Raw genomic sequence first — 14,286 nt, forward strand, 5'->3', positions numbered from 1 at the left:
CGCCGCGGATGCGCGGGGTCAAAAATATCGAAAACAACCCCATGCAAAGCAGCCGGCGGGCTGCCGGCGTCCGATACGGGGACCTTGACACGTCGGGCAAATCAGGGAGATATTTCCAATATTCCGAAATCGCGCAAATTTGTCGGCGAGTACCGCATGCGGAGGCGGTGATATTTCGCCGGCCCCCTATTGCTCCCGCAACATGATCAGCGGATCGGCGCTGTCGGGGATGCGGCGCCACTGGGCGTTGTCGTCGGCCTCGAACTGCCAGCTCTCGCCCTTGGGCGACATCAGGATCATCTGGCCGTGGTCGAGCCGCCACAGCGTCGGGTTGAAGGTCGCGACCGCGGGATCGCATTTGCCTTTCATGAACACCTGGAAATTGTCGTTGCCGGCGTCGGTGTTGGTCAGCACCAGCGCGCAGATCGCCTGGCCGTTGCCACGGACCATCGACCAGTCGCCGATCATCTGGTCCATCGACTTGGCGAGCGAGCGGGCGGCGGCGAGATTCTGCAGGATGTAGACGCCCTCGTTGGTGCGCATGCCCTCGAAGATGCCGGCCTCGACTTCTGTGAAATCGATCACCGCCTCGCCGGCCGCGTTGTGTAGCCGCACGATGTCGCCGAGGCCCTTGATGCTCCAGCCGGTGATGTCCTTGGTGAAGGGCAGCGCGGCGGCGCAGGCCGGCTCGAGCTCGAGCTTGAAGCCTTGCGGCGTCGCGTCGCTCTTCAGCGTCACGACGCAGGTCTTGCTGCGCTCGGTGGTGGCGAGCTCCCACTGTCCGATCATGTCCTTCTTCAACGTCGTGACGTCCTGCGCGGCGGCTGGACCGGATGCGGCCAGCAGCGCGAGCAGCACGACGCTGAAGCGGGACAATGCCATCAGCGATCCCTGACCGGGGTTTCGGCGACCGGCGTCAGCGGCGGCTTGCCGGCGAACCAGTTCCTGATGTTGTCGACCACGAGCTGGTCCATTGCGTTGCGCGTCACCACCGAGGCCGAACCGATATGCGGCAGCAGCACGACATTCTGCATCGCCTTCAATTCGTCCGGCACGTTCGGCTCGGCCGCGAACACGTCGAGACCGGCGGCGAGGATGGTGCCGGATTTCAACGCCGCGACCAGCGCCGGCTCGTCGACCACGGAGCCGCGCGCCACATTGATCAGCACACCGCGCGGGCCGAGCGCCTTCAGAACGTCGGCATTGATCATCTTCGCGGTCGAGGCGCCGCCCGGCACGATGACGATCAGGGTGTCGACCGCCTTCGCCATTTCGATCAGGTCGGGATAGTGCTTGTAGGAAACGTCCTTGGATGGGTTGCGCGAGTGATATGACACCGGCACCCGCGAGGCTTCCAGGCGACGGCCGATCGCCTGGCCGATCCGGCCCATGCCGACGATGCCGATCTTGCGATCACGCAGCGAGCCGACGCTGAGCGGATAATTCTGGGTCTGCCACAGGCCGGAGCGCACATAGCGGTCGGCCTTGACGAATTCGCGCAAGGTCGCAATCAACAGACCCATCGCGACGTCGGCGACCTCCTCGGTCAGCACGTCGGGCGTGTTGGTGACCACGATATTGTGATCGCGCGCATAGGCGGAATCGACGTGGTCGTAGCCGACGCCGAAGCTGCCGACGATCTCCAGCTTGGGAAACAGCGCCATCGCGGTCTTGTCGGTCGCCATCGTGTGATAGGTGACGGCGATGCCGCGGATCTTGGCCATCGTGTCCATCGTCAGCCGTTCGAGGTCGCCGCGGCTCTCGGCCTTGTGCAGCACGTATTGATCGGAAAAGCCGTTTTCGAGGATTGGCCGGATCGGTCCGTAAATCAGCAGATCGATCTTTTCGGAAGAAATCGGGGCCATCAACTGTCCTTTCCTAACGCGCTTTCATGCCAACGCCGCAACAAGAGGTGCGAAACTAGCGCCAGCACCCCATAGATGACAATCCCGGCCAGCGATAGCAGCAGAAGGGCTGCAAACATGCGGGGAATATTCAGCCGGTAGCCCGATTCAGCGATCCGGAACGCGAGGCCCGAGCCGGCACCTGCACTGCCCGCTGCGATCTCCGCGACCACGGCGCCGATCAGCGACAGCCCGCCGGCGATGCGCAGGCCGCCGAGAATATAAGGCAGCGCCGCAGGCAGCTTCAGGAACAACAGCGTTTGCAGCCGTGACGCGCCATAAAGTTGAAACAAACCGGCGAGGTTGCGATCGACCGAGTTGAGCCCGAGCGTGGTGTTCGACAGCACCGGAAAGAACGCCACGATCCAGGCGCAGACGATCACCGCGGTCTGCTGCTGCAGATAGATCAGGAGCAGCGGCGCGATCGCGATCACGGGCGTGACCTGCAGCACCACCGCATAAGGAAACAGCGAATATTCCAGCCATTTCGATTGGTTGAACAACAGCGCCAGCACCACGCCGCCGACCGCGGCGGCAACGAAGCCTTCGAGCGTGGTCAGCAGCGTGACGCCGAGCGATTGCGACAGGATCGGCCAGTCTGCAACCAGCGTCTTCAGCACCAATAGCGGGCTCGGCAGCACGTAGGGCTGGATGCCATAGGCGCGGACGATCGCTTCCCAGAGCGCGAGCCCCGCAGCGAACACCGCGACCGGAAGCAGAAAGCGGATGAGGTCTTGCGGAGACTTCATGCGCCGGCCTGCCCCGCATAGGACGGCGCCAGCGCATGCGAGACCTCGCGGCAGTAGGCGGCATATTCGGCCGAGGTGCGGAACTCCTCGCCGCGCGGCTCGGCCGAGTTGATATGAAACTCGGCGCCGATCCGGCCCGGCCGCGCCGTCATCACGATCACACGCTCGGAGAGATAGACCGACTCGAACACCGAGTGCGTCACGAAGATGACGGTCTTGTGCAAATCGCGCCACAGCGACAAGAGATCGTTGTTGAGGCGAAAACGCGTGATCTCGTCGAGTGCCGCGAACGGCTCGTCCATCAGCAGGATATCCGGATCGGTGACCAGCGCGCGCGCCAGCGACACCCGCATCTTCATGCCGCCGGACAATTCGCGCGGATAGGCACCGGCAAACTCCGCCAGCCCGACCTGATCGAGCGCCGCCTCGATGCGGGCATCGGCATCGGTCGCCGGCGCGCGGGCGAGCTTCAGCGGCAGGCGGACATTGTCGCGCACATTGGCCCACGGCATCAGCGTCGGCTCCTGGAACACGAAGCCGATACGGTGACTGCCGCGCCGCTCGACGTCGTGATGCGCGAGCTCGACCGTGCCTGTGCTCGGTGTGGCGAGGCCTGCGATAATTCGCAGCGCGGTGGATTTTCCGCAACCGGAGGGCCCGAGCAGCGAGACGAACTCGCCTTGCCGGACTTCGAGGTCGAGCGGCCCGAGCGCCATCACGCCGCTGTCATAGGTCTTGGTGACGCCGCGCAGGCGCACGGCGGAGCTGCTGGCGGCGATTTCCGACACGATGCTCTCTACCATCGACGGCTGGATTTTGCTGAGCGCGATCGTGCCGCGGGGAGCACCTCTCCCCATCGGGGAGAGGTCGGCGCGAAGCGCCGGGTGAGGGGGCGCAGGTCCCACGAGAGAGCGTCACCCCTCACCCGGATCGCATCTGGCGATGCGACATAGCCGAAGCGTTGCTTCGGCGTCGCTAGGTACGGCCGCCATGGGCGGCCTATGCCTCTCCCACAGGGGGAGAGGTGGACTACCGACGCTGCAACATTCGCGTCAAAGTTCATCGCGTCCGCACCGTCAGTTCTTGGGCCGGAGCTCGACGCCGACCGCCTTGTTGACGAAGCGCAGCGTATAGCCCTGGCGATAGTCGATGGTGCTCTTGACCACGCCGGCGCGCACCATCTTGTCGAAGAAGCTCGCCATCCGCTCGTCGGTCATGGCGCCGATGCCGTTCTTGATGGAATCGCCGGAATCGACGATGCCGTACTCGCGCATCTTGGCGACGCAATAGGCCAGCAGCTCGTCGTTCATGTCGGGATTGAGCTTCTTGATCATCGCATTGCCGGCCGAATTGTCGCCGTACACATAGGTGTACCAGCCGACGATCGAGGCATCGACGAAGCGTTGCACCAGGTCCGGCTTCTTGTCGACCAGGTCGCGGCGGGTCTCGATCAGCGTCGAATAGGAGTTGAAGCCGTAGTCGGCGAGCAGCAGCACGTTCGGCTTGAAGCCGGCGGCCTTCTCGACCGCGAAGGGCTCCGACGTGACATAGCCCTGCATGGCCGTCTGCTTGTTCACGATGAAGGGCTGCGGGTTGAAGGTGTAGGGCTTCACCTTGTTCTCGTCGAAGCCGTACTCAGATTTCAGCCACTGGAAGTAGCTGGTGATGCCTTCCTTCGAGATCAGCAGCGTCAGCGGCTTCAGATCCTCGATCTTGCTGACCTTGACCTCCGGGTGGGTGAGGAAGACCTGCGGGTCCTTCTGGAACATGGTCGCGACGGCGACCAGCGGCACGTTGTTGGTGACGGCGTCGAAGGTCTGCAGCGAGTTCGCGCTCATGAAGAAGTCGAGCTTGCCCGCGATCAGGAGCATGCGGTTGTTCTCGTTGGGGCCGCCGGGCACGATGGTGACGTCGAGGCCGTATTTCTTGTAGGTGCCGTCGGCCAGCGCCTGGAAGAAGCCGCCATGCTCGCCCTCGGCGACCCAGTTGGTGCCGAACGAGACCTTGTCCAAAGACTTGTCCGAGCTCTGCGCCCGCACCGGGAGGACACCTGCGGAAACGCCGAGGGTGGCGGCCAGCAGGGCTGTGGTTAACGCTCGCAGCAAAAAGGCCGGGATCATGGTTGGACTCCGTCTGATATAATGGCCCATGATGGAAGGCGGCAGGAGGTGGACCGCGCCCGGAGACGCGAACGCCTCACGATGTTAAACAAACTAGCCTGCAAATCCATCCCATGAAACGCTTGTATTGAAACGACAGCCTTGATGACCTCGACGCTTCCGCCCCGTGACTGGACCGCCATCCATTGGCCCGACATCGCCAAGGGCGCGGCCGCGCGCTGGATCGTGGTGCTGCCACTGGCCGCGACCGAGCAGCACGGGCCGCATCTGCCGCTCGGAACCGACGTCATGATCGGTGAAGCGTATCTGGCGCGGGTGCAGGCGCTGCTGCCAGCGGCCATCCCGGCGACGTTCCTGCCCGTGCAGCCGGTCGGCATCTCCACCGAGCACATCGATTTTCCGGGCACGCTGACCCTGCCGACCGAGGTGGCGCTGAACAGCTGGATGGCGCTCGGCGAGAGCGTGGCACGCGCCGGGGTCAGGAAGCTCGTGATGGTGACCAGCCATGGCGGCAACTCCGCCGCGATGCAACTCGTCGCGCAGGATCTGCGCGCGCAGCACAAGATGCTGGTGGTCACCACGAGCTGGTCGCGCTTCGGCACACCCGACGGGCTGTTCGATGCCGACGAACTGCGCCACGGCATCCATGGCGGCGCGGTCGAAACCTCGATCATGCTGGCGAAGTATCCGCAGCATGTGCGCAAGGATGCGATCGCGGACTTCAAGCCCGCGAGCATTCAGATCGAGCAGGATCACCGCTTGCTGTCGACCCAGCGGCCGGCACCGTTCGCCTGGCAGGCGCAGGATCTCAATCCAAGCGGCGCGATCGGCGATGCCACCAAGGCTTCTGCCGACAAGGGCGAGCAGCTGCTCGAGCATGGCGCGCGTGCGTTCTGCGAGCTGCTTGCGGACGTCGACAGGTTCGATCCGGGCGTATTCGCGGGCAACTGACTCCGTCTTGCTGACGCATGATGGATAAGGTTTGAGCAGGAAGCGCCGTGGATGGTTCACCTCTCCCCGACGGGGAGAGGTGCACCGAGCTCGCGGCGAGCCATTTAGACCCATCTCGCAGAGCTTTATTCGCGACGAAACAATCCACGAAACCATATTTCCCGGCCGGCGCTCGAACCGGAACCGGAAAGCCTCCGTCCAACGGGCATGCGGACCACACCGGACCGCGCTCAAACAGGATGGAGTATCCCATGTCGATCAAGACCAAGTTTGCCGCCCTCGCCCTCGCCGCGCTCGCCGTGACCGGCACCATCGCATCCACCACCTCGCAGGCCGAAGCCAAGCCGTATGGCTGGGGCTGGGGCGTTGGCGCGGGGCTGGTCGGCGCCGCCATCGTCGGCAGCGCGATCGCGGCCAGCGACGGCTACTACGACACCGGCTATCGCCGCTGCGGCTGGGTGCGCCAGTTCGACGCCTACGGCAACTACATCGGCCGCGTGCGCACCTGCTACTGATCGACGGGCTTTTCTAAAGGCTGCGGATCCTGCGTTCGGCACGGGTCCTCATCCACCCCGTGTCGCAACCGACCCGTCCGGTGATCCCCCCGGACGGGTCAAGCTTCGTCAGTCCGCCGCATGCGGCCTTTGATCACGGGTATCTTGGGTCACAGGTATGTTGGGTCACAGGTATTTCGCGATCAGCCGAAAGTCGCGCAGCACATTGCGGCCCTTGGGGCCCGATGCCTTCAACGTCTCCTCCAGGCTGTGGCCGATGTGATCGTGGATCAGCGCCTTCTTGGCGCTCTCGATCGCACTCTCCACGGCCTGCAATTGCTGGGCGATCTGGGCGCATGGCTTGCCCTGCTCGATCATCTCGACGATGGTCTCGAGATGGCCGTTGGCGCGCTTCAGGCGCCGGGCGATGGCAACATGCGGATGGTCGTCGGACATATGGTTCTCCTATCCTCCCGGGAGGATAATCGCGATCCTCCCAGGAGGATAGCAAATTCGGCTTGACACGTGTTTGTGTCAGGCGTAGTGCCCAATTGTCGGAACATTCGTTCCGCGCCGGGGTCCTACCCCGAAAGACCAACCCGACCACGAGCCAACACAGAAGGCACATGGGCAGTAGCAACTCAGGCGACAGTAGACCCTCGACGGGACTGTTGACGCCGCAACATAGCAAAACTGATCGCGCAGATTTCGCCTGCGTGGATGGGTGGTCGCGCCTTAGCTGACCGCCGCTCCTCACCGGCCTGCCGCGCGACAGCGGAAGTGGAGGTGAGCGATGTTCGAAAAGCTCGCAAAATTCCGGCCGTTCGAGCCGCAGCGCATGGCGCCGCGGCCGATTGCGGCCACCCATTCCAATGACAACCTCCCGGGTTTTCGCCACCCGGAGGGCCGAGGCCGGCGTCCAACCCCGGCACCGGCATGTCATTGGGTCTTGATCGACGGCCACCTGGAATGCCGGTGGACCGTCGAAACCAGCACCGAACCGACCAACGGTGAGCGATGCGCGGACCGGCCTTCCGGCCCGCGCACAACAATCGCGCGTGCCGCCAAGCTCAAGATGGCGGCGAGCGCCTGAAGCGCGATGAGATCAGCTTGAATCGTCATCGCGCTCTGGATTCTTGTTTAGGCATGATCGTTCCGGAAAACCGCTTCGCAGTTTTCCGGATCATGCCCTAGGGGACGAACATGGACGAGGGACCTAGTCGTCCCGTTGCCCGCCGTTCCGGCGCTGCAACGGGACACCCTTCGGGGAACGACATCACGTTTGAGAATGCCGCTGCTCACGGCAGCGGAGGTTGCGCGCGCGCGTAAAGCCGCTCCGCGTCCCTCGCGCCGTGCCTGACAGGCAGCGCGGAGACGATCGGAGCAGGTATGACTGAAACCGCCAGACAAACAGAGACAGAGCCGCCCCGCCGGCAGGGACGCTTGCGCCGCCAGGCCGGAGCGCCGCCGGTCGGCGACGGGCCGCGCGCGGCGACGGCCTCGCAGGGTGAACTCGATCGGCTGCATGCGTCACTCGACGCGGTGACGCCGGATAATCACCCGCGCACCGCAAGGCTGCTCACCTCGAGCACCCGCAAGATCGCCCAGAAGGTGATCGAGGAGGCCGGAGAGGTCGCGCTCGAGACCGTCAAGCACAACACGCAGGCGATCGTCAGCGAAAGCGCCGACCTGCTCTACCACCTCGTCGCATTGTGGCATCGCGCCGGCATCGAACCCGGCTCGGTCTGGATCGAGATGCGCCGCCGCGCCGACGAACTCGGGATTGCCGAGAAGCCGCCGAAATCCCGTCACCGGGATTCAGACCCGTCCATGCCAGCACCGAAGCGGACAGGAGACGAACATGAGCAAGGCAAATGACATCTTCGGGCCGGGCCGCCGGCCGACCGCCACGCAGACCGTCCGCAACACCGGTGAAGCCTACGATCCGCTCGCGCCCGTGATGCGAAGCGTCATCGGCATCATCAGCGAAAGCGCGGGCCTGGTACGCCACGTCGCCGCACTCGGCGTCGTGCTGGTGCTGGACACCGATACCGCGCCGAAGCGCCGACGCGCCGCAACGCCAACGCCCGCGCCTGATGCGACCAACATCATCCGCTTTCCAGCAGCCCGAACCACCAAACCACGCAAGTAAGAAGGAATGAGTCATGACCGTCGTCAATGACTTGGACATGCACGCCCCCGATCAAGCGGCTCTCGCCTCGAGCCGGACCGCGGTCCTGGACCGGGCGCATCTCGGCGATATCCACGGCGCGCTCGGCAGCATCGCGGAAGATGATGTCGCGCCGCGCGCGACCTTGACGGCGCGGTTGAAGACGCTGCTCGCGATCGTCGGCCCCGGCCTGATCGTGATGGTCGGCGACAACGATGCCGGCGCCTTCGGCACCTATACCCAGGCCGGCCAGAACTACGGCACCACGCTGCTGTGGACGCTGCTGCTGCTGATTCCCGTGCTTTACGTCAACCAGGAGATGGTGGTGCGGCTCGGCGCCGTCACCGGCGTCGGCCATGCGCGGCTGATCTTCGAGCGGTTCGGAAAATTCTGGGGCGCCTTCAGCGTGATCGACCTGCTGGTGCTGAACGCACTGACCATCGTCACCGAATTCATCGGCATCACGCTCGCGCTGAGCTATCTCGGCCTGTCGCAATTCTGGGGCGTGCTGGCCTCGGCCGCGATCGTGATGCTGGCGGTATCGACCGGCGACTTCCGCCGTTTCGAACGCTTCGGCATCGTGCTGGTCGCGGGCAGCCTGCTGCTGGTGCCTGTGATCCTGATGGTGCATCCGCCGATCGGGCAGATCGCCTCCGACTTCTTCGTGCCGAAGATGCCCGAGGGCGCCAAGCTCAGCGAAGTGATGCTGCTGATCGTCGCCATCGTCGGCACCACGGTGGCGCCATGGCAATTGTTCTTCCAGCAGAGCTACATCGTCGACAAGCGGATCACCCCGCGCTTCATCCGCTATGAGCGGATGGATCTGTGCATCGGCATCGTGCTGGTCGTGGTCGGCGCGGTGGCGATGATCTCGTTCTGCGCGCACGTGTTCTCCGGACAGCCCGAATTCGGCAACTACACCGACGCGCTCGGGACCGCGGTCGGGCTCGAGAAATATGCCGGGCGGCTGCCGGCTGTGCTGTTTGCCCTCGCTTTGCTGGATGCCTGCATCATCGGCGCCGCCGCGGTCTCCCTCTCGACCGCCTATGCGATCGGCGACGTATTCGCGGTCAAGCACTCGCTGCACCGCAAGCTGTGGGACGCCAAAGGCTTCTACAGCGTCTATTGCGGCCTGATCGTGCTCGCCGCCGTGTTGGTGCTGACGCCGGGCACGCCGCTCGGGCTGCTCACCAACGCGGTGCAGACGCTGGCCGGCGTGCTGCTGCCGAGCGCGACCGTGTTCCTGCTCCTGCTCTGCAACGACCGTCACATCCTCGGACCCTGGATCAATTCGACGAGGCTGAACCTGTTCACCGGCGCTGTCGTGGCGGGGCTGGTGATGCTGTCGGTGATCCTGACCGCCGCGGTGCTGTTCCCCGACCTCAGCGAGGCCTGGATCATCGGCATCCTGGTCGGCGGCAGCGCACTTGCCGTCGCCGTCACGGCGCTGGTCAAGCTGTACGAGATGTCGTCGCGCCGCCACGCCTCGTTCCGCTTCAAGCGGCACCAGCCGCCGCTGTTCGACCGCGACACCTGGCGGATGCCGCCGCTCGATCGGCTGCCGCCGGCGCGGCTCAGCCCGTTGAGCCGGATCTGGATGATCGTGCTGCGCGGCTATCTGGTCGTCGCCGCCGGGCTCGTGCTGTTGCGGATCGTGCAGCTCGCCACGGTGGGGGCGTGACGGTCGTGCCCCTCGGCCGCGGCCGTCGATGGGGCGCGGTCGTGCTGCTGAGGCTGGCGAGCGCCATCCTGCGCGGCGCAACCGCGCTCTACCTGAAACGCACAATCTCGAGCGCCGAGCTGCGCGCGGCGCTCTCAGTGGCGCGGACCTTCGAACGAGCCGGCGCGCTGATCGCGCTGGGACGAAGGCCGCGGCCGGAATTCACCTCGACAAGGAAAGTTAAAGACCATGACGGCATCGAATGAGCGGTGGGCCCTCGACCGGACTGCCACACCCGCGCAGCCAATTGCAGCGAAGCGCGCCGGCGGCTTCACCTCGTTACACGACTGTCATAGAGGCAGTGCACACCGGGAGGCATCCGGCGAGTCTCAGTTGCTATTGCGAACCATTTGCAATAAGGAACTGGGGGTGTTAGTTGCTGATCTGGCATTGGATGGAATGATGCAGATCAGACCGGGGACGGCGGGCGATGACTTCAAATCTCGGGTGGCACGCGGCCGCCAAATCTGCAGTGATGGCAGGGAATACCTCCAACCGCGCGGGGGAGATTGTCGCGTCATGACCTGCGTCCGCCTGTTTCGGGTCCGGATCGCCGCCGGCGCAGCGCTCGGCGCTGCAGCCTTCGGCACGCCCGCGGCCGCGGCCGACATGGCCGTCAAGTCACCGGCCATCAACACGGCGGTCTACAACTGGACCGGCTTTTACGTCGGCGGCCATGTCGGCTATGGCGACGGCAGCCTCGGTCCCGATACCAATCCGCTTCCCCTCCAGGCGGTCTTCTTTCCGCACAGCGTCACGGGCGGGGTCGGCGGCTTCCAGGTCGGATACAATCACCAGTTCGCCAACCGCTTCGTGCTCGGCGTCGAGACCGATGCGACCTTCGTGAGCCCGGTCGATCTGCCGCGGCGCACGCTCGGCCCCTTCAATGCCTCGATCGACTATGTCGGCACCGTGCGCGGCCGCGCCGGCTACAGCTTTGGCAGCTGGATGCCCTATGTCACCGGCGGCTTCGCCTGGGGACACACCCAGGTCAGGGTCAATGACGATTCGGGCAGTGTCGTCTCCGAGCCTGGGCAGTACCAGACCGGTTGGACCGCCGGCGTCGGCGCCGAGTTCGCGCTGAGCGGCAATTGGACCGCCAAGATCGAATACGAATATATCGACCTGTCGCGGCGGACGCTCGGGCTCAATGATTTCGGCATGCCCGGCGTCACCATGGACCCGCGGATTCATCTGCTGAAGTTCGGCCTGAACTACCAGCTTGGCGACTCGCCATGGTCGGCGACGCCGACCCAGCCGCGGTTGCCGGACTCCGACAATTGGACGATCCATGGCCAGACGACGTTGATCGGACAGGGCTACCCGGCGTTCCGTTCAGCCTTTAGCGGCACCAACAGCCTTCCGGCGGGCGGACAGGCGCAGCAGACCTGGACCACGACTGCGTTCCTCGGTGTGCGGTTGTGGGAGGGCGGCGAGCTCTACTTCAACCCGGAGACCGCGCAGGGCTTCGGCCTCAACGGCACGCTCGGCATCGCCGGCTTCCCGAACGGGGAAGCCCAGAAGGCCGGCGCCGAATATCCGAGGATCCGGCCGCAGCGCTACTACATCAAGCAGACCTTCGGCTTCGGCGGCGAGCAGGAAGACGTCCCTGACGGCCCAAACCAGATCGCGGGCAAGCGCGACATCGATCGGCTGACGCTGATCGTCGGCCGCTTCGCAGTCGGCGACTTCTTCGACGGCAATTCCTATGCGAAGGATCCGCGCGCCGATTTCATGAACTGGGCGATGTGGTCGTCGGCCGCCTATGATTTCCCGGCCGACCTGCCCGGCTACACCCGCGGCGCCGTGGTCGATTTCAACCGCAGGGACTGGGCGGTGCGCGGCGCCCTGTTCCAGGTGCCGGATGCGCCGAACAGCGACGTCCTGACCTGGAAGACCGGCGGCGCCGTCGTCGAGTTCGAGGGGCGCTACTCGATCTTCGACCAGCCCGGCAAGATACGCGTCGGCGTGTTCGGCAACCGCGGCTTCACCGGCAATTACAGCCAGGCGCTCGGCACGGTCGCCGCCGACCCGACGCTCGACATCAACGCCGTGATGGCGGGCATCCGCAAGGACAACCTGAAATACGGCTTCTATCTCAACGCCGAGCAGCAGATCGCAACCGATGTCGGCGTGTTCGGTCGCCTGAGCTGGAATGACGGCCAGAACGAGATCCTGTCGTTCACCGACGTCGACCGCAGCCTTTCGGGCGGCGTGTCGATCAAGGGCGCCCGATGGGGGCGGCCGGACGACACCATCGGCATCGGCGGCGCGATCAACGGGCTCTCCGCCTCGCATCGCGACTTCCTCGCCGCCGGCGGTACCGGCCTATTGATCGGCGACGGCGCGCTCAACTACCGCAATGAGGGCATCTTCGAGAGCTACTACGCCTATTCGGTCAACAAGCACTTCACGGTGACCGCAGACTATCAGTTCATCGCCAACCCCGCCTACAACGCCGACCGCGGCCCGGTGCACATCATCTCCGGCCGTCTGCACGGCGAGTTCTAGGGCTGCTACCTCCAACTGTCGTCCCGGCGAAAGCCGGGACGACAGCGAGTTTGCCGCGCCGGTCTTCGCAATGATGTTTTGGATTGGTTCGAGCGACAAAACGCCCTCTCCCCACTCAAATATATGTAGACCCCCCGGGCTTGCCGCAAGCCCGGGGTCATCCCGTAGAACGCGCGCCCAATCGAACGAAGGGAGTGCGGGATGCGGGAACATGCTGTGGTGATTGCCGGTGGAGGTCCGACCGGGCTGATGCTTGCGGGCGAGCTGGCGCTGGCCGGGATCGATGTCGCCGTCGTCGAGCGGCGCGCGGGAGCGGACCTGATCGGCGCGCGGGCGGGCGGATTGCATGCGCGCACCGTGGAGGTGCTCGATCAGCGCGGCATCGGCGATCGATTCGTCGCGGAGGGGACGCGGCATCCCGCGGTGCTGTTCCACTCGCATCTGGTTCCGCTCGATATCACCGACTTTCCGACCCGGCGCAATTTCACGCTCGGGCTGTTCCAGAGCCATATCGAGCGCATTCTCGGCGAATGGGTCGGCGAACTCGCGGTGCCGATCTATCGCGAACGCGACGTGACCGGGTTTGCCCAGGACGACGCCGGCGTCGATGTCGAGCTGTCGGACGGCCGGCTCCGGGCGCAGTATCTCGTCGGCTGCGACGGCGGCCGGAGCACCGTCCGCAAAGCGGCCGGCATCGACTTCGCCGGATGGGATCCGACCAGAAGCTGGCTGATCGCCGAGGCCGAGATGTCCGGCGAACCGCACTGGGGCTTTCGCCAGGACGACACCGGCACTTTCGCGATCGGCAAGGTGGAAGACAGCGGGCGGGTGCGGGTCGTGTTGACCGAGCGGCAGCTCGGCACGGACCGGGAGCCCACCCTCAACGACGTCAGCGAGACGCTGATCGCCGCCTACGGCACCGATTTCGGCATCCACAATCCGGTCTGGATCTCGCGCTTCACCGACATGACCCGGCAGGCGGTGAGCTATCGCAGGCAGCGCGTGCTGCTGGCCGGCGATGCCGCCCATGTGCATCCGCCGATGGGCGGACAGGGCCTCAATATCGGCGTGCAGGACGCGGTGAATCTGGGCTGGAAGCTCGCCCAGGTGGTCAAGCTGACATCGCCGGACAGCCTGCTCGACAGCTATCAGACCGAGCGGCATCCGGTGGCGGCCCGCGTACTGCGCAACACCATGGCGCACGTCGCGCTCAACCGCACCGATGCGCGCAGCAAGGCGCTGAGCGAGGTGGTCTCCGAATTGCTGCGCATGGAGGAGCCGCGCCGCCGCTTTGCCGCGATGATGTCGGGCCTCGACCTGCATTACGAGCTCGGCGACGGTCATCCATTGCTCGGACGCCGCATGCCCGATCTCGATCTGGTCACGGCGAGCGGCCCGCGACGGGTCTTCGCACTGCTGCACCAGGCGCGGCCGGCGCTGCTCAATCTTGGCGAGCCCGGCAGCTTCGACATCACCGGGTGGGCCGACCGGGTTCAGCTGCTCGACGCCGCCTATGCCGGCACCTGGGAGCTGCCCGCGCTCGGAGCGGTGTCGGCACCCAGCGCAGTGTTGGTCCGCCCGGACGGCTACGTGGCGTGGGTCGGAGACCGGACCCGCGCCGGCCTCACGGAAGCGTTGACCAGATGGTTCGGCGCGCCGACGTAAGT

At 65.2% G+C, this 14,286-nt stretch carries 15 protein-coding genes; 9 read left to right on the forward strand and 6 right to left on the reverse strand.

Going from position 1 to position 14,286, the window contains the following annotated elements; genetic code table 11:
- Positions 1 to 186: 186 nt before the first annotated feature.
- The 5 genes from ACTUWL_RS13360 to ACTUWL_RS13380 form a co-directional block, all read right to left on the reverse strand.
- Positions 187 to 882, reverse strand: coding sequence for an AprI/Inh family metalloprotease inhibitor (locus ACTUWL_RS13360; protein ID WP_021080255.1), 696 nt, complete (start codon positions 880 to 882; stop codon positions 187 to 189).
- Complete coding sequence (locus tag ACTUWL_RS13365) at positions 882 to 1,865, reverse strand: 2-hydroxyacid dehydrogenase (RefSeq protein ID WP_021080254.1); 984 nt, start codon at positions 1,863 to 1,865, stop codon at positions 882 to 884. The genes ACTUWL_RS13360 and ACTUWL_RS13365 overlap by 1 nt, the downstream gene beginning before the upstream one ends.
- Positions 1,865 to 2,653, reverse strand: a complete 789-nt coding sequence (locus ACTUWL_RS13370; RefSeq protein ID WP_021080253.1) for an ABC transporter permease — start codon at positions 2,651 to 2,653, stop codon at positions 1,865 to 1,867. The genes ACTUWL_RS13365 and ACTUWL_RS13370 overlap by 1 nt, the downstream gene beginning before the upstream one ends.
- Positions 2,650 to 3,456, reverse strand: a complete 807-nt coding sequence (locus ACTUWL_RS13375) for an ABC transporter ATP-binding protein (protein ID WP_035652155.1) — start codon at positions 3,454 to 3,456, stop codon at positions 2,650 to 2,652. Before ACTUWL_RS13375 ends, ACTUWL_RS13370 begins: the two co-directional genes overlap by 4 nt.
- Before the next feature lie 273 nt (positions 3,457 to 3,729).
- Entirely contained in the window at positions 3,730 to 4,773 is a 1,044-nt protein-coding gene (locus ACTUWL_RS13380; RefSeq protein ID WP_021080251.1) for an ABC transporter substrate-binding protein, read from the reverse strand.
- Between the two features lie 144 nt (positions 4,774 to 4,917).
- Between ACTUWL_RS13380 and ACTUWL_RS13385 the strand changes: the two genes are divergently transcribed.
- Together ACTUWL_RS13385 and ACTUWL_RS13390 are read left to right on the forward strand one after the other, a co-directional pair.
- Entirely contained in the window at positions 4,918 to 5,724 is an 807-nt protein-coding gene (locus ACTUWL_RS13385; protein ID WP_021080250.1) for a creatininase family protein, read from the forward strand.
- A gap of 251 nt (positions 5,725 to 5,975) precedes the next feature.
- Positions 5,976 to 6,239, forward strand: coding sequence for a hypothetical protein (locus ACTUWL_RS13390; RefSeq protein ID WP_021080249.1), 264 nt, complete (start codon positions 5,976 to 5,978; stop codon positions 6,237 to 6,239).
- A gap of 165 nt (positions 6,240 to 6,404) precedes the next feature.
- Here the strand turns inward: ACTUWL_RS13390 and ACTUWL_RS13395 are convergent, their stop codons facing one another.
- A complete protein-coding gene (locus ACTUWL_RS13395) occupies positions 6,405 to 6,674 on the reverse strand; it encodes a metal-sensing transcriptional repressor (RefSeq protein ID WP_021080248.1) in 270 nt (89 codons plus the stop codon).
- A 337-nt stretch (positions 6,675 to 7,011) separates the two neighbouring features.
- Between ACTUWL_RS13395 and ACTUWL_RS13400 the strand changes: the two genes are divergently transcribed.
- The 7 genes from ACTUWL_RS13400 to ACTUWL_RS13430 all read left to right on the forward strand — a co-directional run bounded on the left by ACTUWL_RS13400 (position 7,012) and on the right by ACTUWL_RS13430 (position 14,284).
- The gene (locus ACTUWL_RS13400) at positions 7,012 to 7,311 is read left to right on the forward strand and encodes a hypothetical protein (RefSeq protein ID WP_021080247.1); all 300 of its coding nucleotides are present in this window, start codon (positions 7,012 to 7,014) and stop codon (positions 7,309 to 7,311) included.
- Positions 7,312 to 7,607: 296 nt separating this feature from the next.
- The gene (gene hisE, locus ACTUWL_RS13405) at positions 7,608 to 8,096 is read left to right on the forward strand and encodes a phosphoribosyl-ATP diphosphatase (protein WP_021080246.1); all 489 of its coding nucleotides are present in this window, start codon (positions 7,608 to 7,610) and stop codon (positions 8,094 to 8,096) included.
- Entirely contained in the window at positions 8,080 to 8,370 is a 291-nt protein-coding gene (locus tag ACTUWL_RS13410; RefSeq protein ID WP_021080245.1) for a hypothetical protein, read from the forward strand. The genes hisE and ACTUWL_RS13410 overlap by 17 nt, the downstream gene beginning before the upstream one ends.
- Before the next feature lie 13 nt (positions 8,371 to 8,383).
- Positions 8,384 to 10,069, forward strand: coding sequence for an NRAMP family divalent metal transporter (locus ACTUWL_RS13415; RefSeq protein ID WP_021080244.1), 1,686 nt, complete (start codon positions 8,384 to 8,386; stop codon positions 10,067 to 10,069).
- Entirely contained in the window at positions 10,066 to 10,314 is a 249-nt protein-coding gene (locus ACTUWL_RS13420; RefSeq protein ID WP_035652153.1) for a hypothetical protein, read from the forward strand. Before ACTUWL_RS13415 ends, ACTUWL_RS13420 begins: the two co-directional genes overlap by 4 nt.
- Positions 10,315 to 10,627: 313 nt before the next feature.
- Positions 10,628 to 12,619, forward strand: coding sequence for a carbohydrate porin (locus ACTUWL_RS13425; RefSeq protein ID WP_021080242.1), 1,992 nt, complete (start codon positions 10,628 to 10,630; stop codon positions 12,617 to 12,619).
- Between the two features lie 201 nt (positions 12,620 to 12,820).
- Positions 12,821 to 14,284 (forward strand): FAD-dependent monooxygenase, encoded by a 1,464-nt coding sequence (locus tag ACTUWL_RS13430; protein ID WP_021080241.1) that lies wholly within the window; start codon positions 12,821 to 12,823, stop codon positions 14,282 to 14,284.
- The last annotated feature ends 2 nt before the right edge of the window (positions 14,285 to 14,286 follow it).

Source organism: Bradyrhizobium sp. WCU1 (assembly GCF_053474805.1).